The sequence below is a fragment of the Microbacterium sp. Y356 genome, from assembly GCF_059445355.1.
In genome coordinates this window covers 591180-609124 of the sequence record NZ_JCAIUE010000001.1, presented here as the reverse complement: position 1 = coordinate 609124, position 17945 = coordinate 591180, and the positions used below count along the sequence as shown (strand labels likewise).

At 62.6% G+C, this 17945-nt stretch carries 24 protein-coding genes and 1 pseudogene; 20 read left to right on the top strand and 5 right to left on the bottom strand.

Features of this window, described 5'->3' with window-relative positions; genetic code table 11:
- Nucleotides 1-4 precede the first annotated feature (4 nt).
- Nucleotides 5-1129: a DNA glycosylase AlkZ-like family protein gene (locus tag AC1C2Q_RS03010; RefSeq protein ID WP_495448936.1), complete on the top strand. Its 1125-nt coding sequence runs from the start codon at nt 5-7 to the stop codon at nt 1127-1129.
- Between the two features lie 101 nt (nt 1130-1230).
- Nucleotides 1231-1677 carry a P-loop nucleotide/nucleoside kinase family protein gene (locus tag AC1C2Q_RS03005; RefSeq protein ID WP_495450535.1) on the top strand — a complete coding sequence of 149 codons (447 nt, stop codon included), beginning with the start codon at nt 1231-1233 and terminating at the stop codon, nt 1675-1677.
- A gap of 187 nt (nt 1678-1864) precedes the next feature.
- Here the strand turns inward: AC1C2Q_RS03005 and AC1C2Q_RS03000 are convergent, their stop codons facing one another.
- Together AC1C2Q_RS03000 and AC1C2Q_RS02995 are read right to left on the bottom strand one after the other, a co-directional pair.
- Complete coding sequence (locus tag AC1C2Q_RS03000) at nt 1865-2785, bottom strand: alpha/beta hydrolase fold domain-containing protein (protein ID WP_495448935.1); 921 nt, start codon at nt 2783-2785, stop codon at nt 1865-1867.
- Nucleotides 2782-3306 (bottom strand): SDR family oxidoreductase, encoded by a 525-nt coding sequence (locus AC1C2Q_RS02995; RefSeq protein ID WP_495448934.1) that lies wholly within the window; start codon nt 3304-3306, stop codon nt 2782-2784. The genes AC1C2Q_RS03000 and AC1C2Q_RS02995 overlap by 4 nt, the downstream gene beginning before the upstream one ends.
- A gap of 218 nt (nt 3307-3524) precedes the next feature.
- On the opposite strand from AC1C2Q_RS02995, the pseudogene AC1C2Q_RS02990 reads away from it, so the two are divergent.
- The 15 genes and pseudogenes from AC1C2Q_RS02990 to AC1C2Q_RS02920 form a co-directional block, all read left to right on the top strand.
- Nucleotides 3525-3713 (top strand): annotated as a pseudogene (locus tag AC1C2Q_RS02990) (HigA family addiction module antitoxin); the annotation flags it as partial.
- A gap of 106 nt (nt 3714-3819) precedes the next feature.
- Complete coding sequence (locus AC1C2Q_RS02985) at nt 3820-4065, top strand: type II toxin-antitoxin system prevent-host-death family antitoxin (RefSeq protein WP_495448933.1); 246 nt, start codon at nt 3820-3822, stop codon at nt 4063-4065.
- Between the two features lie 9 nt (nt 4066-4074).
- On the top strand, nt 4075-4332 hold the full coding sequence (locus tag AC1C2Q_RS02980; RefSeq protein WP_495448932.1) for a type II toxin-antitoxin system RelE family toxin: 258 nt from the start codon (nt 4075-4077) through the stop codon (nt 4330-4332).
- Between the two features lie 71 nt (nt 4333-4403).
- On the top strand, nt 4404-4664 hold the full coding sequence (locus AC1C2Q_RS02975) for a hypothetical protein (protein WP_495448931.1): 261 nt from the start codon (nt 4404-4406) through the stop codon (nt 4662-4664).
- 384 nt (nt 4665-5048) lie between these two features.
- Nucleotides 5049-5300 (top strand): AAA family ATPase, encoded by a 252-nt coding sequence (locus AC1C2Q_RS02970; protein ID WP_495450534.1) that lies wholly within the window; start codon nt 5049-5051, stop codon nt 5298-5300.
- A gap of 113 nt (nt 5301-5413) precedes the next feature.
- On the top strand, nt 5414-5905 hold the full coding sequence (locus AC1C2Q_RS02965) for a peptide-methionine (S)-S-oxide reductase (protein WP_495448930.1): 492 nt from the start codon (nt 5414-5416) through the stop codon (nt 5903-5905).
- Between the two features lie 247 nt (nt 5906-6152).
- The gene (locus AC1C2Q_RS02960; protein WP_495448929.1) at nt 6153-6974 is read left to right on the top strand and encodes an ornithine carbamoyltransferase; all 822 of its coding nucleotides are present in this window, start codon (nt 6153-6155) and stop codon (nt 6972-6974) included.
- A 34-nt stretch (nt 6975-7008) separates the two neighbouring features.
- On the top strand, nt 7009-7455 hold the full coding sequence (locus AC1C2Q_RS02955; protein ID WP_495448928.1) for a hypothetical protein: 447 nt from the start codon (nt 7009-7011) through the stop codon (nt 7453-7455).
- Between the two features lie 30 nt (nt 7456-7485).
- Nucleotides 7486-7962 (top strand): hypothetical protein, encoded by a 477-nt coding sequence (locus tag AC1C2Q_RS02950; protein ID WP_495448927.1) that lies wholly within the window; start codon nt 7486-7488, stop codon nt 7960-7962.
- 118 nt (nt 7963-8080) lie between these two features.
- On the top strand, nt 8081-8659 hold the full coding sequence (locus tag AC1C2Q_RS02945) for an alpha/beta fold hydrolase (RefSeq protein ID WP_495448926.1): 579 nt from the start codon (nt 8081-8083) through the stop codon (nt 8657-8659).
- Nucleotides 8660-8760: 101 nt separating this feature from the next.
- On the top strand, nt 8761-9255 hold the full coding sequence (locus AC1C2Q_RS02940) for a hypothetical protein (RefSeq protein WP_495448925.1): 495 nt from the start codon (nt 8761-8763) through the stop codon (nt 9253-9255).
- A 61-nt stretch (nt 9256-9316) separates the two neighbouring features.
- Nucleotides 9317-9556: a type II toxin-antitoxin system prevent-host-death family antitoxin gene (locus AC1C2Q_RS02935; protein ID WP_495429559.1), complete on the top strand. Its 240-nt coding sequence runs from the start codon at nt 9317-9319 to the stop codon at nt 9554-9556.
- Nucleotides 9553-9981 (top strand): type II toxin-antitoxin system VapC family toxin, encoded by a 429-nt coding sequence (locus AC1C2Q_RS02930; RefSeq protein WP_495429558.1) that lies wholly within the window; start codon nt 9553-9555, stop codon nt 9979-9981. The genes AC1C2Q_RS02935 and AC1C2Q_RS02930 overlap by 4 nt, the downstream gene beginning before the upstream one ends.
- A 53-nt stretch (nt 9982-10034) precedes the next feature.
- On the top strand, nt 10035-10592 hold the full coding sequence (locus AC1C2Q_RS02925) for a HEAT repeat domain-containing protein (protein ID WP_495448924.1): 558 nt from the start codon (nt 10035-10037) through the stop codon (nt 10590-10592).
- A gap of 28 nt (nt 10593-10620) precedes the next feature.
- Nucleotides 10621-12285, top strand: a complete 1665-nt coding sequence (locus tag AC1C2Q_RS02920; RefSeq protein WP_495448923.1) for an ABC-F family ATP-binding cassette domain-containing protein — start codon at nt 10621-10623, stop codon at nt 12283-12285.
- A gap of 35 nt (nt 12286-12320) precedes the next feature.
- On the opposite strand, the gene AC1C2Q_RS02915 is transcribed toward AC1C2Q_RS02920, so the two are convergent.
- Nucleotides 12321-12782, bottom strand: a complete 462-nt coding sequence (locus AC1C2Q_RS02915) for a DUF2000 family protein (protein WP_495448922.1) — start codon at nt 12780-12782, stop codon at nt 12321-12323.
- A gap of 49 nt (nt 12783-12831) precedes the next feature.
- Between AC1C2Q_RS02915 and AC1C2Q_RS02910 the strand changes: the two genes are divergently transcribed.
- Nucleotides 12832-13620, top strand: a complete 789-nt coding sequence (locus AC1C2Q_RS02910; protein ID WP_495448921.1) for a helix-turn-helix transcriptional regulator — start codon at nt 12832-12834, stop codon at nt 13618-13620.
- Between the two features lie 16 nt (nt 13621-13636).
- Here the strand turns inward: AC1C2Q_RS02910 and AC1C2Q_RS02905 are convergent, their stop codons facing one another.
- Together AC1C2Q_RS02905 and AC1C2Q_RS02900 are read right to left on the bottom strand one after the other, a co-directional pair.
- The gene (locus AC1C2Q_RS02905; protein WP_495448920.1) at nt 13637-14641 is read right to left on the bottom strand and encodes an acetylxylan esterase; all 1005 of its coding nucleotides are present in this window, start codon (nt 14639-14641) and stop codon (nt 13637-13639) included.
- Nucleotides 14641-15681, bottom strand: a complete 1041-nt coding sequence (locus tag AC1C2Q_RS02900; protein ID WP_495429552.1) for a LacI family DNA-binding transcriptional regulator — start codon at nt 15679-15681, stop codon at nt 14641-14643. Before AC1C2Q_RS02900 ends, AC1C2Q_RS02905 begins: the two co-directional genes overlap by 1 nt.
- A gap of 403 nt (nt 15682-16084) precedes the next feature.
- Between AC1C2Q_RS02900 and AC1C2Q_RS02895 the strand changes: the two genes are divergently transcribed.
- Together AC1C2Q_RS02895 and AC1C2Q_RS02890 are read left to right on the top strand one after the other, a co-directional pair.
- The gene (locus AC1C2Q_RS02895) at nt 16085-17008 is read left to right on the top strand and encodes an ABC transporter permease (RefSeq protein ID WP_495431690.1); all 924 of its coding nucleotides are present in this window, start codon (nt 16085-16087) and stop codon (nt 17006-17008) included.
- A 50-nt stretch (nt 17009-17058) separates the two neighbouring features.
- Nucleotides 17059-17937, top strand: coding sequence for a carbohydrate ABC transporter permease (locus tag AC1C2Q_RS02890; RefSeq protein ID WP_495431689.1), 879 nt, complete (start codon nt 17059-17061; stop codon nt 17935-17937).
- The last annotated feature ends 8 nt before the right edge of the window (nt 17938-17945 follow it).

The following is a 17945-nucleotide window of genomic DNA, read 5'->3' as shown; positions in this document are numbered from 1 at the left end:
GAGGGTGAAGCCAAAGGTCGACCTCGATGCGAGTCTTGCCTGGAGACTCGCGCGTCACGGACTTGAATCGCGTGCCGCGGCCACCGTGTCACAGGCAGTTGAGCGGGTCGTCGCCATCCGCGCGTGGCCGGCCGCGCGTGCCGAAGCTGCGCTCACGGCGAGGCGGCCCACGCACAGCGTGGGCAATGTCGAGAGCGCAGTCTCCGCAGGGGCGCTGATCATGAGCTACGCGTTCAGGGGCGGATCGTACGTCTTCGCGCCGGAAGCCGGCTCTCTCATCCTTGCAGCACGCGCATTGTCCCGAGCTTGGGAGAACCCCCGTTTCCAGCGGCAGGCGGGATTCGTCCTTGAGGACTGGGAGCCATTTCGCGCGGCGATGCGCGACATCCTTGCGGAGGCTCCCCGCACCCGCGAGGAGATCTCGTCGGCCCTCGGGGAGAGCGCTACCCTCGGTTCGCTTGCGTCCGCCGCCCTTGGTGCGGGCTCGGACACCCTCTACAAGCCGCTTCACTGGTGGGGAGACATCAGCTTCGGCCCGAACCATGACGGCCAGACGACGTTCCAGTTGCGGAGAGGCGGGCCCGACCTGCCGGAGCCACTCGCTGTCGATGATCTCGATGCCGACGCGATCGGCGCGAGAGTCGTTCGCGACTACGTGCGGTCGTACGCACCCGCCACACGGGAGAACCTTCGATACTGGCTGACCGAGGGCCTCTCTGTCCCGTCGCGCATGGTTTCCCGATGGCTTTCCATGAATATGGACGAACTCATTGAGGTGGAGTCGGCTGGCTCGGAGGCGTACGTGCTCCGCGAGGATCTCGACGCGATGCGTGAAGCTCGGTCAAGCGTTGCCGTCCGACTCATCCCGGGATCCGACCCGTGGGTCATGGGGCCGGGTACCGCCGACTCGCGGATCATCGATCCGCGGCGTCGGGCGCAAGCGACCAAGGGGAACAATCTCGTGCTCACCGGCGGTCGGGTGGTTGGGACGTGGCGACAGCGGGGAGGTGAGGTCCACGTGATGCGGTTCGATGAGGAGAGCGGCTTCGACGGGGCATCCTTAGCTGACGAGGTTCGACGGATGACCGGATTAGACCAGGAGATTTCGATCGTCACCACTCAGGGGTGAGCTCAGCCGTCACCGAGTTGCGGATGTGGGTTGGCGCGGTCAAGGGACGCAGCACGAAGACGCTCTGGCGTTAGGGTGAGGTCGTGGCGAGAGTTGTCTTCATGTGCGGCCCCGCAGGCTCGGGGAAATCGACAATGGCGCGCCGTCTCGAGGCAGACGGGATGGTCAGGCTTTCGTTTGACCAAGAGGCGTGGGATCGCGGTATCCGACACATGCCGCTGCCCGAGGATACACATCGCGATGTGGAGGACCACCTCCGTCGTCGATTGCTTGATCTCATAGCCGAAAAACGTGATGTCGTGCTCGACTTCGCCTTTTGGTCGCGGGCGATGCGCGACGATTGGCGTCGTCTCCTAGAGCCGCACGGAGTTGTCCCGGAGACGATGTATATCTGGGCGGATCGGGTTACGTGCCTGGAACGAGTGGCCGCCCGCGCCCACTCGCACGGCGACGATTTCGTGTTGAGCGCGGCGACTGCTGCGGCCTACTTTGACCACTTTGAACCGCCGACTTCTGATGAGGGGCCCGTGAAGTTGGTCGTGACATGACGAATCGGCCAGGCGACTGGTCCGAAAGCGACGAAATGTGTGAGATTGGCGAGATGTGCGAGAGCGAAACGCAATTCTTCATCGATCTCGAGTCCAAGGTGTGGGCCGCACAGACGAATGAGCGACAGAACGTGGTTGAGTTCCGCTTCAACGTCTAGCGGAAGCTCCCGTCAGGACCTCGAGCCCGCTAGCCGTCGCGCCGCAGGGGTTGCAGTGTCGATCCGAGCTGAGCACGCAGAAATGTGGCTACGGAGTCCAGCGCCGCCGCGCCTTCGTCGAGGGCCGCGGCGAAGCCTTGGAAAACATGGGGGACACCAGGGGTGATCTCAAAGGTGACCGATACGTCGGCCTCGGCAGCGCGTGAGACTACCCGCAGAGCATCGTCGAGGAGGATCTCGTGAGATCCAGCTTGCACGAGTAGCGGAGGCAAGCCTGTGAGGTCGGCCAGCGCGGGGCTGATCAGCGGGTTCGAAGCGTCCTGTCCGGCTAGGTAGTCAGAGGCGCGGGCGCGTAGCCCGGCCAGAGACAGTGCCGGGTCGACGTCGGCCTTCGTCGCGAGTGAGGCACCGCTGAGAGTCAGATCGGCCCAAGGGGACAGCAAGATCGACGCGGCGGGCATCGACAGCCCGTGCTCGCGCAGCGACAGGAGCAGCGCGAGCGCGAGGCCCCCGCCTGCAGACTCGCCGGCGACTATTACCGTGTGAGCGGGCACTCCGGACGCGAGCAATCCGCGGTAAGCGGCGACGGCGTCCTCGACGGCGGCCGGGTACGGATGCTCGGGTGCGAGTCGATACTCGATACTGACCCCGCGCATATTGGCGCGACCAATGATGTCGGCCACCAAACCAGCGGATGCTGCGGCCGAGCCGAGAGCGTAGGCGCCCCCGTGAAGATAGAACAGCACTCCGCGTGCATCGGCTCCGTCGACGGAGACGGCGACGACCGGGACTCCGCCGAGTTCGTCCTGTGTTGTGCGCACCTCTGGCGGGAGCGGATGCGCCATCATCAGCGTGTCAAGCAGCGGACGTTGTTCGGCAAGATCGCCGCCAAGATCGAGTGGTCCTTCGCGCAGTAGCCGTTCAACTGCCTGTGCCTGCGCGCGACTCATGCCGCAGCACCGCCGTTTGCATACAGCACCTGGCCGTTGATCCATCGCACAGGACCGGCAAGCGCGGAGACAACCTCGGCGATGTCCTCGGGGCTGCCGAGCCGCCCCATGGCATTCAGGCTCGCAATGGTGTCGATGAGTTGCTGCGGCTTTCCTTCGCGAAACAGCGGGGTGTCGGTCGGACCAAGTGCGATCGCGTTGACTGCGATCTCGCGGCCGCGCAATTCGCGGGCGAGGATTAGGGTGAGTGCCTCCACCGCGCCCTTCAACATGGCGTACGCCGCGTAGCCCGGTGACTGAATACGGGTGATGCTCGTGGAGATGGTTGCAATCGCTCCGCCAGTGCGCACACGGCGCGCAGCTTGTCGGGCGACGACGACGGTGCCCCTCACATTGGTGCGCTGCACCTGGTCGAATACCTCCAGGTTCAGGCCGTCAGTGGCGAGGCATTCGGCGACCGCGCGACCGATGTCTCCGGATGCACCGGTCACGATCGCGGTGCGAGTTTGCTTGTCAGCCATTACGACTCCTAGATATGAACAATCGGTACATAAAGCACGATAGGCTATAATGGACGATATGTCCATAAACACGTCATTGAGTGACAACCGACAGCAACGACGGGGCCGAGGGCGAAGGCCAGCCGTCGAGGTTAGCTTCTGCGCGGCGTTGTCGATGCTGTGGCGTCCGTGCTCTTCGAGCACGGAATGAGCGCGGTCACCTTTGACCGGGTCGCTGCCCTAGCCGGATCAACGAGATTGTGCACGGCAAGCGGGGCATCACCGCCGATACTGCGATCCGCCTGGCGCGGTACTTCGGGACGTCCGAGGAATTGTGGACGAACCTGCAGTCCAACTACGAGTTGCGACTTGAGCGCCGGGCTTTGCGTGACAAGGTCGCCGCGATCACGCCGCTGAAGGTCGCGTGAGCGAAGGAGCAGGAGTCGGTTCCGATTCCTCGAGGCTGATCATCATCCACAGGACTGCGGCTGCCGCCCACTTGAGTACAACTTGTACAAGTTGTACTATTGGTTCATGACTTCCGTGACCCTGTCTCAGTTCCGTAGTCAGCAGAGCGACTATATTGCGGCCGCGCAGCGCGGCCCCGTCGAGATTACTTCGCGCGGTGCTGGACGGCGTGCTGTCGTTGTGTCGCCTGATTTCTTCGACCGCGCGCTGCAAGCGCTGGAGGATCAGGGGGACATTCGTGGTGCCGCCGAGGCGCGGGAGGAAGACGGACGTGTCTCCCACGAAGAGCTCATGCGCGAGCTCGGTGTCTGAACGTTCTCGATGCCGTACGCGATCGATTATGTTCCCTCGTCAGCGAAGGCCATCCGGAAGCTCGAAAAGCCGGTAGCCCGACGATTGCTCGGTGCGATCGGGGCGCTCGCCAATGACCCACGTCCTTCTGGCTGTCTCCAGCTGAAAGGTGGTGACGGTGAGTTTCGTATTCGGGTCGGCGACTACCGGGTCGTCTACGACGTTCAGGATGAGCAGGTTGTGGTCCTGGTGTTACGGGTAGGTCACCGCCGCGACATTTATGGGTGAGGTTGTCGCGAATGCTGGCTGAAGGCAGTGGGGCCGAATCTGCGATCGACTTCGTGGCACACTCTGACCTCATGGCGGTCGATCTTGCCGGGCTTCGGGGGCTGTTCGATTCTGAGTACAAACAAGACTTCGGCGATTGGGATCCGGATCTGCCGTATGGCTATGCTCCGCACGACTTCCATATTGTCGCTCGGCAAGGTTGCAGCGTTGTCGGCCATGTCGGTTGGGCGCGGCGTGCGATCCGTGTCGGAGCTCATAAGGTTGTCGTTGCAGGCGTGGCGGTGTATTGGTCTCCGACCGTGCGCGAGGTCAACAACTGGGTGGTCGCCTGATCGCCCGTGCGGCAGAGTCGATGACGGCTGCGGGCGGCATTGCGTTCGGCTATCTCGGGTGTCGTGAAGAAGTGGTCTCGTTCTACACGGCATGCGGATGGAGTCGAATCTCTGCTGCGGAGCGATCTATAGGCCGCACGGGGCGGCCAGTGTTCGACGCGCCAGGCCAACCCCTGCTTGTCTTGCCTATCGAACACCGGCTTACTTCCTGGCCCGTCGGCGAGGTCGACCTGAGTGGTCGCGCGTGGTGAGCTTTGAGACGATCGTCATCGATCAGCGGTGAGCTCAGCTGTCGCCGAGTTGCGGATGTGGGTTGGAGCGGTCAAGGGACGCAGCGCGAAGACGCTCTGGCGTTAGGGTGAGGTCGTGGCGAGAGTTGTCTTCATGTGCGGCCCCGCAGGCTCGGGGAAATCGACAATGGCGCGCCGTCTCGAGGCAGACGGGATGGTCAGGCTTTCGTTTGACCAGGAGGCGTGGGGTCGCGGTATCCGACACATGCCGCTGCCCGAGGATACACATCGCGATGTGGAGGACCACCTCCGTCGTCGATTGCTTGATCTCATAGCCGAACGTGACGGACGCTGGTGGAATACGTTCAGTCAGGACACGCCAGTGAGCGTTGTGCTGAGAGGATGACTGGCGACAGCGACGCTGAGTTCGGGTTCAACGTCTAAAAATGATGTGGGCTCGTGACGCGGGCAGCGAGAGTTCTGAGGGATTCCTGGCGTAGTCGGCCGTACGATCGGTATGTGGATGCAGATGGCGAGGCTGAGGAGCTTTATCTCGCGGGCGGCTGCCTCTGGGGCGTGCAGGCCTTTATCGCGACGCTGACCGGCGTGACGTTCACAGAGGCGGGAAGGGCCAACGGCACCAGCCAGCGCATCGACAGCGACTACGACGGGTATGCGGAATGTGTGCGCACACGATTCGATCCGACCGTCGTGAGCGTCGCACAGCTGATGGCGTACCTCCTTGAGATCATCGATCCTTACAGCGTGAACGAACAAGGACCGGACGCCGGTGAGAAGTATCGCACCGGCGTGTACTCCAACACGCTGATCCACCTCGAACAAGCGCGGGCTTTTATCGCGGCAAGGGACGACGCTGACCGTATCGCGGTCGAGGTACTGCCACTCGCCAACTATGTGCGAAGCGCCGATGAGCATCAGGATCGGCTTGCGCGTTTCCCTGAGGACTCCTGTCACCTCAGCGCGGAACTGCTGGCTAAGTACCGCAGCTGAAGGCCGGTCGTGTGCTGCACGAACAGTGCGATCCCCAATGTCACGATGGGGAGTGCGATGCCGATCAGCGCGATCCCGCAGGCGAGGTTCTGCACCCACGACCAACTGCGTATGCGCGCCTAAGGCTCTGTCGGCAGCCCCCGAAAACTGGTCAGTAGCCGCGCTGCACCCGCAGCGGAGCGGGCGCGCCCTCGCCGCAACGTCTAGCGTTGACAGCGCGACGCGTCACCTACCGGAGGAGGAACAGATGAGGCACCTGCTGTCCCTGGCGGACTGGACTCGCGACGACCTTGAGAATGTGTTCCACCGCGCTGACCAGTATCGCGCGGGGCAAGGCGCGCGTATCGACGGCGCCGCGGCCCTGTTCTTTCCGCCGTCGAGTATTCGGACTCGGCTGTCTTTCGAACTGGGTGCTGCGGAGATGGGACTTCACCCGGTCACGTTTCCTCCCGAGACACTCGACAAGGACGAAGACTTGGCCGATCTTGTCGGATACCTTGCGTCATGGACGAACCTCCTTGTGGTCAGGCATCCAGATATCTCAGTGCTGGAGCGTCTGGCAGGCGCGAACGTGGTGCCGGTGGTCAACGCGATGACCAGTGTGAACCACCCCTGTGAGGTTCTGTCAGATCTCTATGCGCTGTCGCAGGAGGCGGACGTGTTTGCGTTGCGCTTCCTGTTCGTGGGCGCGGATGGGAATATCGCCCGCGCATGGTGGGAAGCTGGCCACGCCCTCGGGCTGGACATCCGGCAGAGCTGCCCGAATGGTCTGCAAACTCTTGGCATGCCCTGGGACGGGGATCTGTCATCGGCGATCACCACGACCGATGTTGTGATCACGGATGCTCCGGGGGCGCACGCGGATGCGCTTGCGCCATACATGGTCACCGCCGAGCTGCTTGATGGGGCTCCCGATGGCGTGCGCTTCAACCCGTGCCCTCCGTTCGTGCGCGGACGAGAAGTGTCTGCTGATGCCATCGAGCATCCTGCGTTCGTCGGATATGGATTCAAGCAGTATCTGAAGCCGGTGCAGCAGGCTGTGATGGCCTGGGCGCTGGAATCCGGATAACGTACCCTCCGACGCCAGGCAATAGGCTCGAATCGTGAACTGGCGATATCGACTTGCAGCCTGGCTGATGATCGCGCAGGGAGTTCTCATGGAACTTGCCGCCGGGCTCGGCCTTCCCGTTCTTCTCATGTTGGGTGTGCAGCAGTCCGACGTCGGTGAGCACTTCAGCTTCGCGCTGCCGTACTTCCAGGACAACCTCTATCTGATGATGGTGATGAGCGGCATCTTCGGTGTGTTGCGAATCGTCGGCGCGGTGGCACTGTTGCGCGACCGCATGTGGGGTCTTGCCCTCTCGGTGATCACGTGCGGCGTCACCCTGGTGCTGATGATCTTCCTGCTTCCCGCCGGAATCGCCGACGGCATCCTTTCGGGTGCAGCCCTCGTGCTTATTCTTCTCGCCTATTTCGGCGCCGCCACAGTGTCAGGGTCGACTGATCGCGGAGAGATGAATCGACGCCCGCGGAACGCTCAGGTTCGATAAGTTTCCGCTGACCTCGGGCATCATTGACGCATGAGCGTCGAAGCGATGATTGCAGGTGGACAGTACCTGCGTGTCCAGGCCCGATATCGAGGTCGACTGGGCGTGGAGGTCGGCATTTTCGTCGCCGTCGACCACCTTCGACGTGCGGGACGGCTGTCGGATGCTGAGGAAGCGCAGTATCTCGATATTGATGACTGGTTCAACGAGCACTTGCCCAACCCGCCGTTCTACGAAGACGGCAACTCGATCGGGGCAGTTACCTGGTTCAAGACGCCGGTGCCGGCCGAGATGTCGCAGAGGATCACGATTCTCCGGAGCATCCTGACAGCGCATGGGGTCGAGCATGACCTTGTCGCCGTCGAAGATCCGGGCGAGCAGATCTACGAGGACGACTTCCAGGTCGGAATCGTGCCTCGGGAACGCCACGATCCCACGGCAATGCCGAGCGGTTTGGTGCTTGGCCCGACGACCGCAGGGTCGAAGAGGCATCTGGCACAGAACGCCTAGTCCTCTGGCCAGCGCCCGTTTTCGGCGTCGGCGCACCCGGCGCGGTAACGTTGTGGCGTTCCCTTTTGGCCATAGAGCGCAAGTGGGACACGTCGACAACACAGGAGGACAGACGACCGTGGCACAGAAGAGCATCTTCGAACCGGAAGGCCGTGCCGTGCCTTTTATCGTCGAGGGCGAAGGTCCCGTCTCGCTGGTGCTGATCACCGGATCTGGTCGCAATGAAGCTGCCCTGGGCGTCATCTCGCACTATCTCTCCGAAGAAGCCGGCTTTCACGTCATCCAGATCGGATCGCGCGCTGATTCAGCCCCCGACCGCACCGCAAGCATCCGGGAGCGCGTGGAAGACATCATCTCTGTCATCGACCAGCTCGGTCTCGAGAGCACCTGGATCGGTGGACACGAAATCGGCGGCACCGTGGCACGCGTGTTCGCCGCAGAGCACACCGATCGAGTGAACGGACTGCTGCTGCTCGGGGTCGAAGAGGAAGAGATTCCGCTCGCCCCAGCGATTCCCGTGCTGATCGTCCAGGCGACGAACGATGAGATCAACCTGCCTGCCGTCGCTGAGAAGCTGCAGGCGACCGCGCCGGAGCGTGCGAGCATCAAGACCATCGACGGCGCAGATCACCTGTTCCCGGCAACTCACCCCATCGAGACTGCGGTGATCATTGAGGAATATCTGGATTGGGACTGAGCGCCGCTAGCGCGCTCGATATCACCGCTCGTGCGGCGCGAGTTGTCCACAGATACGGATACTGGCGTCCCCACGAGGCGATTCGCGAACAGTATCGATCTATGGGGATCAGATACTACGCATACGCATTTGACGCTGATGACACGGAACGCGCACTCGCCGATCCGGCGAGCGTGATCAGTTCCGACCCGCTCGCTGATGCTTGGGGCATGCCTCCGGGGTTCAGCGCGGGAGTTACGAATTTTGAGCAGACGCCTCCGAAAATTGACATGCTGTATCTCGATAAAGCCTGGCGATACCTGCAGGAGCTCGCGGCACCAGCGCAAGCTCAAGAGACGCCCCGGCCCGCTTATCGAATGTTCGAGGGACGCGTAACCCACACCGATTATGGATGGGAGCCGTGGGTGAGAGTGCTGCCGCCCGAAGAAGTGGCGATCATTGCCGACGATCTGGTGAGCTTCGCAGCTGAAGTGACGGAGTCCCTCGACGCAGACGGGAAGGACACACCGTACGTGCTCGACTTCCTGAAGCGTGCCGTGGAGTTCGTGGCACAGCTCGTGGCGTCGAATCGTGGATTCGCCTACCAAATTGGGTAGCCAGAGTGCGCACTCGGCGATATTATGTAGGTACGTACCGACAAGTTCTGGAGGTGAAGTCATGGCAACCGTGATGAGTTCACGTGAGTTGAATCGCGACGTAAGTGCAGCAAAGCGAGAAGCGGCAGCGGGACCTGTGACGATCACCGACCGGGGTGAACCAGCCTTCGTCCTGCTGACATTCGATGATTTCCGTCGTTTGCAAGACCGCCGGAGTATCGTCGATATCCTTCGAATGGACGAAGACGTCGAGTTCGAGCCCGTGCGGTTGCAGAGCTTTCCGCAGCCGGCAGAGCTGTGAGTTATCTGCTTGACACGAACGTCCTCAGCGAACTTCGTAAACGCTCCGGCATCGCCGATCAGAATGTCGTGAACTGGGCTCTTCATCAAGGGACAGAGGAACTCTCCATCAGCGTGATCTCTGTCTTGGAGATTGAAATGGGCATTGCGCAGATCGAGCGCAAGGATGCTGTGCAAGGTGAAGTGCTTCGCCGATGGTGCGATCGGGCAGTTCTGGGAGGGTTTGCCGGTCGCATCCTCCCAGTGGATCTCGCTGTCGCGCGGCGTGCAGCGATATTGCACGTTCCGGATCCACGACCGGAGCGGGATGCGTACATCGCTGCGACCGCGCAAGTACATGGGCTGACTGTGGTGACTCGGAATGTCGCGGATTTCGCACCGATGGGCGTGGCAGTTATCGATCCTTGGCAGGCCACTACCGGGTGAGTCGCGCGTTCTCGCTGGGAGCTCGCCTCAGCACCGAGAACTATGGTTGAGCTGTGCCCCGTAAATCAGCAGCATCATCCTCACCAGACTCGGTTCCCGTCGATCTCCCGCCCGAGCGTCGATTGGCGGTGGCTGTCGAGCGGTACGGGGAAGCGAACGTCGTGTCTCGTTCACTGTCGCTACTCGCCGGCAACAACGAAGGCGGGGACTTTCTGCTCTTCGTCGGCGGCGAACATGCCCGCGGCATCCTGGACGGCGCGCCAGTCCTTTACTGGCCAGAGCTGTGGGGCCTACGTGCGTTGCTTTACGTCTGGGACGAGTCGGCGGCATCGACCGTGATCGGCACGCTGGATAATCCGGCGTGGCGCGTGCGCGAAATGGGTGCCAGAGTCGTTGCGGCGCGCGAGCTCCCCGCGGCATCCGAACTTGCGGCATTGCTCGATGACGAAGTACCCCGTGTGCGCGTGGCCGCGGCCAAGGCGTTGGGCGCTGTGGGGTCATCGGACGATATGGACCGCATACGCGTCCTCCTCAAAGACCCGGAGGTCGAGGTTCGCCGAGGAGCCCAGCAGAGCCTCGACGCGCTGCGCGCACGGTTCCCAAAAAACTGACACCATCTTCGGATGGCAGGATTGAAGGATGACCGCAACACTCGTGGCCCAGGGCCTGGCCGGAGGGTACGGCCACCGCACCCTCTTCGATTCCCTTGACCTGACGGTCGCACCCGGTGACGTCGTCGGAGTCGTCGGAGCAAATGGGGCCGGAAAGTCCACGTTGCTCAGGCTGCTCGCCGGCGTCGACCAGCCACAGGCCGGTACGGTTGCGCTGGCGCCGGCCGATGCATTCGTCGGCTGGCTTCCGCAGGAACACGAACGTCTCACCGGTGAAACCGTCACCGAGTACATCGCCCGCCGTACAGGATGCGCCGAGGCGACGAATGAGATGGATGCCGCGGCTGCAGCTCTCGGAGACCCCTCGTTGGCCGTAGAGGGCAACGACCCCGCTGATGTCTACTCTGCAGCCCTTGACCGGTGGCTTGCCAGCGGAGCGGCAGACCTCGAAGAGCGTGTGCCGGCAGTGCTTGCTGACCTCGGACTCGAACTCGGTGAGGGATCGGCCGAACAGATTCAGATGACCTCGCTCTCCGGCGGCCAGGCGGCGCGTGTCGGTCTGGCCGCGCTGCTGCTCTCACGATTCGACATCGTGCTGCTGGACGAGCCGACCAACGACCTTGACCTCGATGGGCTTGAACGCCTGGAATCGTTCGTGCAGGGGCTCCGTGGCGGCGTCGTGCTGGTCAGCCACGACCGCGAGTTCCTCGCGCGCTGTGTCACAAGAGTGCTGGAACTCGATCTGGCGCAGGGCACCAACCAAGTTTTCGGCGGCGGCTACGATTCCTATCTGGAAGAGCGAGCGACGAACCGCCGCCACCAGCGCGAGAAGTACGACGAGTTCGCAGGGAAGAAGGCCGACCTCGTCGCGCGTGCCAGAACGCAGCGTGAGTGGTCGAGCCAGGGCGTGCGAAATGCGATGAAGAAGGCGCCAGACAACGACAAGAACAGGCGCAAGGCTGCGACGGAGTCCAGCGAAAAACAGGCGCAGAAGGTTCGCCAGATGGAGAGCCGGATCGCACGGCTCGACGAAGTAGAAGAGCCGCGCAAAGAGTGGCAGCTGGAGTTCACCATCGGCTCCGCGCCGCGGTCCAGTTCGGTGGTCTCGACGTTGAGTTCCGCAGTCTTCCGGCAGGGTGACTTCACACTCGGGCCGGTGTCACTGCAAGTGAACGCGGGCGAACGAATCGGAATCACCGGCCCCAACGGCGCCGGAAAATCAACGTTGTTGAGGGCTCTGCTCGGCAGGAAGCTGCCTGACAACGGAACCGCGAGCCTCGGCGCGAGCGTGCAGATCGGCGAGATCGATCAGGCCCGGTCGTTACTGGCTGGCTCCACACCCCTCGCCGATGCCTTCGAGGAGCTCGTTCCTGACATGGCTTCGGGGGAGGTGCGCACGCTCCTCGCCAAGTTCGCGCTCAAGGCCGACCATGTGAACCGCCCCGTCGACGAGCTGTCGCCAGGAGAGCGCACCCGCGCAGGTCTCGCCCTGCTGCAAGCGCGCGGCGTCAACCTTCTCGTGCTCGATGAGCCGACGAACCACCTCGACCTGCCGGCCATCGAGCAGCTCGAGCAAGCGCTGGAATTATACGAAGGCACGCTTCTTCTCGTCACGCACGACCGGCGGATGCTCGCGACCGTACATACGGATCGGCATTGGCGAGTCGAGGCGGGGCAGGTCACCGAACTCTGAGGGCCTCTCGAGAGAACTACCAGAGCGGAACCCGATCAAGCGTGCATGCGGGCGCCCTTGGTGATGCGATCGACGACGTTCTTCGGGCCTCGAAGGGCGACGCCGACGAGATCGAGGTCATCCGCGGCGACACCAGCCACAGCGGCGCGGTTCTGGGCGTCATGATCCGTGCTGAAAAGTTCGCGGGTGTAGATCGCCACTGCGAGGCCGCGGCTGTGGGCCTTGGTGCGAGCAGAGGAGAGCTTGTCTGCCTCGGCGCTGAACACGAGCACAGGCTGGCGAAGCATCGGCAGATACTCGTTTCCGTCGCCGTCACGGTACGGCTCCCCGGTGAGATCCGTCTCGCTGGTGGCAATACCGCTCATGAGGAATGCGGTGACATTTAGTTCTTGCCACGGCAGTAGGTCATCGCGCAGCAGCAGCGCGACCTTGGTATCGAAACGGGGTACGGCATCGAGGGTCGCGGGGGAGTTCTCTTCAACGGCAGTAGTGTTCACGGTTCCACGATCCCGCACCCGCCGGGCCGGTGTCTTGTACGTTTGATCCGTGGTCGAATCTGTTCGTGCGTGGCATCCAGAGGTGCCTCAACTGCAGGAGGTGCTGCACGCGACGTTCGCGCAGCACGCATATCCTGCGCATACGCACGACTCGTGGACGGTGATGATCCTCGACCGCGGTGCCGTCACATACGACCTCCGCAGGTCTGAACATCATGCCGTACCCGCTGCGGTGACGCTGCTGCCCCCGCACATCCCTCACGACGGGCGCTCGGCAGTTGAGGGCAAGCCATTTCACAAACGAGTGCTCTACCTCGAACCGAACTGGCTCCCGCCTCAGATGGTGGATGCTGCCGCGTCCTCTCCCACGCTCCCCGGTGCAGACCTGGTCATCGAGGTATCGAGCATCCATGAGGATCTGGCCGCGGGGGATGCGCTCGCCGCAGAAGGTGCGCTTCTGGAACTGCGTGGCGTCGTGCAGGCACGACTCGGAGAGCCGCCTCCTGCATTGGCGGATGCACCGCTGGCTCGTCGACTGCGGTGGATGCTGGACGACCGGCTGGAGGAGACCTTCACCCTTGCTGAAGCAGCCCAGACGCTCGGCGTCAACTCGAACCACCTGGTGCGTGCCTTCTCGCAGGCCTATGGGATCGCACCTCACCGGTACGTCACCGGACGTCGAATCGATCGCGCTCGACGGTTGCTATTGGACGGACACGCGCCAGCCCAGGTCGCCGTGGACGCAGGTTTTCACGATCAATCGCACCTCACCCGCCACTTCCGCCGCATCCTCGGAACGACGCCTGGAGCCTTCCGGGCACAGGCGAACATGCGCTGACCTCTAGTTCACAGGGCTACGCTGCCCTCAGCGGGCTCGGTGCCCACTCGGCCACTGCGTCAAGCGAGCGCCGAACGAAGTACGCGTCACCACCCTCATGATGATTATGGGGATACACCGCGATGTCCTTCGCTGGCGCGCCTTGGGCGAGTGAACCGTAGTGGTTGAAACCGGCGAAAACGGTTGACGGCGGGCAGATCGAATCGCGCAGGCCAACCGCGAAGAGTGCAGGAGCATCGGCGCGGCGACCCAGCGACGCGGCATCAACGTACGACAGCGTGCGCATCACTGCCTCCTCTGCGTCGCGGCGCACGGAAAGGAACTGCAACACCTCGCCCCACGGATGCTGTTCGCTGATCTCCAGCGCCCGCGCCGGGTGGCACAGGAACGGCACACTCGCGATCAGGCCGGCGAGGGACTCCGAGAGACCGGCAGCTGCCAGTGCGAGTCCGCCGCCCTGGCTGTTGCCCACCAGCGTCACCTTCGATGCATCGACGCCGGGCAACACCCGCACGGCATCCACTGCGCGCACGGCATCGGTGATGAGGCGGCGGTAGTAGTGCTGTTGCGTATCGAGGATTCCGCGTGTGAGGAAGCCGGGGGCAGACGATGGCGTGCCATATGGATCGGCGGTGTCGCCACCCGAGCCGTACTGGCCGCCTTGCCCGCGCGAGTCCATCAGCAGATGCGCGTAGCCGGCAGCTGCCCACGTGATGCGTTCGTGGGGAAGACCGCGTCCGCGTCCGTAGCCCAGATACTCCACAACCGCCGGAAGAGGATCGGAAACTCCGGTCGGGCGCGAGTACCAGGCCCGAATCGGATCACCCCCGAATCCAGCGAAGGTCACGTCCCACGTTTCGATGATCGCAAGGGGGCTGTCGACGGGCTCGATCGAGATGAGCACAGGAGATCGTCGTGCATCCGCGAGCGTCTCAGCCCACGAGGCGTCGAGATCAGCGGGTTCAGCCAGTTCCGGAAGATACTCGCGCAGTGCGGCGATCGGCAGATCGAAGAAGGCCATCAGTTGCTCCCTGGTGCCGGCGGCGCGGTGCTTTCGCGTACGACGAGGTCGGTCGCAAGGTCGATTCGCTGCAGGGGCGGAGTCTCACCTCGCGCGAGGTTGACGAGTAGGTTGGTCGCGGCTGTCGCCATTGCCTGCAGTGGCTGGTTCACCGTGGTCAGTGCGGGACTGAACCACTGCGTCAATGGCAGGTTGTCGTAGCCGACGATAGACAGATCCCGCGGGACGGCAAGGCCGAGTTCGCCCGCCGCCCGCAGCACGCCGATCGCCTGCAGGTCCGATCCCGCGAAGATTGCAGTCGGGCGGTCAGGACGGCTGAGCAGGTCGCGAGCGTGTCGGTAGCCGGCCTCGATCTCGAACGTCCCGTAAATCACCATGTCTTCCTGGACTTCTTGCCCGGCCTCGGCGTGTGCGCTGCGGAAGCCGTCGATGCGGGCGCGCGAGCACAGCAGTTCTTCCGGCCCGGAGATCACCGCGATGCGGCGGTGTCCGAGTTCCACGAGATGACGGGTGGCGACGAGTCCGCCGTTCCAGTTGTTTGAACCAACCGTGGGAACGCCTGTGGGCTGCTCTCCCGCGGTGTCGAGCACCACGAACGGGATGGAACGGCTCTCCAACTGATGGCGCTGTTGCACGCCGAGTGTGGCCAGCACGAGGATCACGCCGAGCGGGCGGCGAGCGAGAACGGCGTCCATCCAGTTCTGTTGTGGTTTGCGGCGTCCGCCGAACTCCGAAACAACGACGCTGGCACCTGCCGCTGCTGCAGCCGATTCCACGCCGAGAATGATCTCCATCGACCACGCGGAAGCCAGTCCATGAAACGCGAGGTCCAGGAGCGGGCTGCCCGCGCCGCTCGGACCTCGATTGCTCCGGCGGAACTCATGGCGTGCCAGCACGGCCTCGACTCTGGCGCGCGTCGCCTCCGCAACTCCGGGGCGGCCGTTTAGCACCTTGGAAACAGTCGGCACAGAAACCTCTGCCTCAACTGCGATGGAAGAAATGGTCGGCTGGCCGGAGGCGCGCTGGGGACTCGGGGTCATCGATGACAGTCCTCTCGGCGTTCGTTCTATCGGGCTCTGCAGGAAACCTATCAGGGTTTTCGGCACCGTGGCACGCACGTCGTTTATGACAAGTGTGCAACGAATGCAATCGTTTTCCATTGAAAAACCGGGAGTTTTCGAGCGTCGTCTGAAAATCGGCTTGACGTGAGAGGAAGGATCGCATTACCGTCGGCTCAGTACTATCGGGGAAAGCAACGATAGTTTCGGTGCTCAACGTAAGAGCAGCCACCACCTGCTCATGCGGGGGTGGTAACCGGAAGACGAAGGAGTCATCTGTGCAGATAGAGAATCTCGCCATCACGGGGGCGGTTTAGCGTTGGCCGTGGATGAGCTGAGCACCCAGGCGACCGTCTTGCCGTCGCCCCGTGCCAGACGCGGCGCAATACGCAAAACCTCGACCACAAACCGCTCGTGGAAGCGCGCACTCCGCAAGGACTGGCAGCTGTATTCGCTGCTGGTGCTGCCCTTGGTGTTCCTGCTGATCTTCCGCTACGCGCCCATGCTCGGCAACATCATCGCGTTTCGTCGATTCCGCCCTGGCGGATCGATGTTCGGCGACGAATGGGTCGGCTTCTACTACTTCGAGATGTTCATCAACAACAGCCAGTTCTGGCAGGTGTTCTGGAACACAGTGATCATCGGCGGACTGACGCTGCTCATCTGCTTCCCGTTGCCGATTGTGCTCGCTCTGATGCTCAACGAGTTGCGCTCGCGCAGGTTCAAGAAGATCGTCCAGACGATCTCGTACCTGCCGCACTTCATGTCGATCGTCATCGTGGCCGGACTCGTGCTGCAACTCACCTCTCTCAACGGCACGATCAACCAGATCGTCGAAGCGTTCGGCGGTGACGCGATCCCCTTCATGCAGCAACCAGGCTGGTTCCGGTCGATCTACGTCTCCTCCGAGGTGTGGCAGACGGTCGGATGGGGAACGATCCTCTATCTTGCGGCGCTTTCGACGCTTGATGACCAGCTCTACGAGGCCGCAAGGATTGACGGCGCAAACCGCTGGCAGCAGACGTGGCACATCACGTTGCCCGGCATCCGTCCGACGATGATGGTGCTGCTCATCCTCAACATCGGATCCTTTATGGCCGTTGGATTCGAGAAGGTGCTGCTTCTGCAGAACCCGCTGATCTACTCGACAGCCGACGTCATCTCGACCTATCTGTACCGCGTCGGAATCCAATCTGCGCAGTTCTCCTACGGCACGGCGATCGGCCTCTTCGAAGCGCTGATCGGCCTTATCCTCGTCCTCTCCGCGAACTACATATCGCGCCGAACGGTTGGAGCGTCACTGTGGTGACCGAAGCCATCGCCACCCCCGACATCACCTCAGTGCGCAGGGTCGGCGGCATGATCAAAGAGTCCGTCGGCTATCGCGTTTTCCGCGTGGTGAATGTGGTGCTGCTACTGACGGTCACCGGCGTCGTCCTCTACCCGTTCATCAACCTGTTTGCGAAGGCGTTCTCGTCTGAGGGTTACATCTCGGCCGGCGAGGTCAATCTTCTGCCGCGCGGGTTCAATGTCGAGACGTTCTTCGTCGTGATGAGCGATCCGATGTTCTGGACGAACTACCGCAACACGGTCGTCTATACCGTGGTGGGCACTCTGATCGCGATGGTGCTCACGACGACGTATGCCTACGCCATCAGTCGTCCGCAGCTGAAGGGGCGTTCGTTCTTCGTCGGCGTCGCGGTGTTCACGATGTTCTTCTCCGGCGGCCTGATCCCGAACTACATCCTCGTAGGAAACGTACTCGGGATGCGCAACACGATCTGGGCGATCGTATTGCCTGGAGCGATCTCCGTCTTCAATCTCCTCGTGATGAAGTCCTTCTTCGAGAACTTCCCTGCGGAGCTCGAGGAAGCGGCGGCGATCGACGGCCTGTCTACCTACGGCATCCTCGGTCGCGTCGTTCTTCCGCTGTCGAAGGCGGTGCTCGCAACGATGACGCTGTTCTACGCAGTGAGCATGTGGAACTCGTGGTTCGGCGCCTTCCTGTATCTCGACGACAAAGAGATGTTCCCGGTCACGGTGTATCTGCGAAACCTCATTGCCGCCGCCACCGGCACGGAAGCTGTCACCGGCGGGGCCGGCGGTGATGCCGTGCAGATCGGCGCAAATATCCAGTCGGTCACGATGCTTCTGACCATCCTGCCAATCGTTTGTCTTTATCCCTTCATTCAGCGGTACTTCGTCTCAGGCGTGATGCTCGGCTCCGTCAAGGGCTGAGCGATGAG

Excerpts from the sequence above, each read along its gene's own strand:
- AC1C2Q_RS03005 (WP_495450535.1), top strand. The coding sequence starts at position 1,231 with ATGTGCGGCCCCGCAGGCTCGGGGAAATCGACAATGGCGCGCCGTCTC.
- AC1C2Q_RS03000 (WP_495448935.1), bottom strand. The coding sequence starts at position 2,785 with ATGAGTCGCGCGCAGGCACAGGCAGTTGAACGGCTACTGCGCGAAGGA.
- AC1C2Q_RS02995 (WP_495448934.1), bottom strand. The coding sequence starts at position 3,306 with ATGGCTGACAAGCAAACTCGCACCGCGATCGTGACCGGTGCATCCGGA.
- AC1C2Q_RS02985 (WP_495448933.1), top strand. The coding sequence starts at position 3,820 with ATGACTTCCGTGACCCTGTCTCAGTTCCGTAGTCAGCAGAGCGACTAT.
- AC1C2Q_RS02980 (WP_495448932.1), top strand. The coding sequence starts at position 4,075 with ATGCCGTACGCGATCGATTATGTTCCCTCGTCAGCGAAGGCCATCCGG.
- AC1C2Q_RS02975 (WP_495448931.1), top strand. The coding sequence starts at position 4,404 with ATGGCGGTCGATCTTGCCGGGCTTCGGGGGCTGTTCGATTCTGAGTAC.
- AC1C2Q_RS02970 (WP_495450534.1), top strand. The coding sequence starts at position 5,049 with ATGTGCGGCCCCGCAGGCTCGGGGAAATCGACAATGGCGCGCCGTCTC.
- AC1C2Q_RS02960 (WP_495448929.1), top strand. The coding sequence starts at position 6,153 with ATGAGGCACCTGCTGTCCCTGGCGGACTGGACTCGCGACGACCTTGAG.
- AC1C2Q_RS02950 (WP_495448927.1), top strand. The coding sequence starts at position 7,486 with ATGAGCGTCGAAGCGATGATTGCAGGTGGACAGTACCTGCGTGTCCAG.
- AC1C2Q_RS02940 (WP_495448925.1), top strand. The coding sequence starts at position 8,761 with ATGGGGATCAGATACTACGCATACGCATTTGACGCTGATGACACGGAA.
- AC1C2Q_RS02935 (WP_495429559.1), top strand. The coding sequence starts at position 9,317 with ATGGCAACCGTGATGAGTTCACGTGAGTTGAATCGCGACGTAAGTGCA.
- AC1C2Q_RS02920 (WP_495448923.1), top strand. The coding sequence starts at position 10,621 with ATGACCGCAACACTCGTGGCCCAGGGCCTGGCCGGAGGGTACGGCCAC.
- AC1C2Q_RS02905 (WP_495448920.1), bottom strand. The coding sequence starts at position 14,641 with ATGGCCTTCTTCGATCTGCCGATCGCCGCACTGCGCGAGTATCTTCCG.
- AC1C2Q_RS02900 (WP_495429552.1), bottom strand. The coding sequence starts at position 15,681 with ATGACCCCGAGTCCCCAGCGCGCCTCCGGCCAGCCGACCATTTCTTCC.
- AC1C2Q_RS02890 (WP_495431689.1), top strand. The coding sequence starts at position 17,059 with ATGATCAAAGAGTCCGTCGGCTATCGCGTTTTCCGCGTGGTGAATGTG.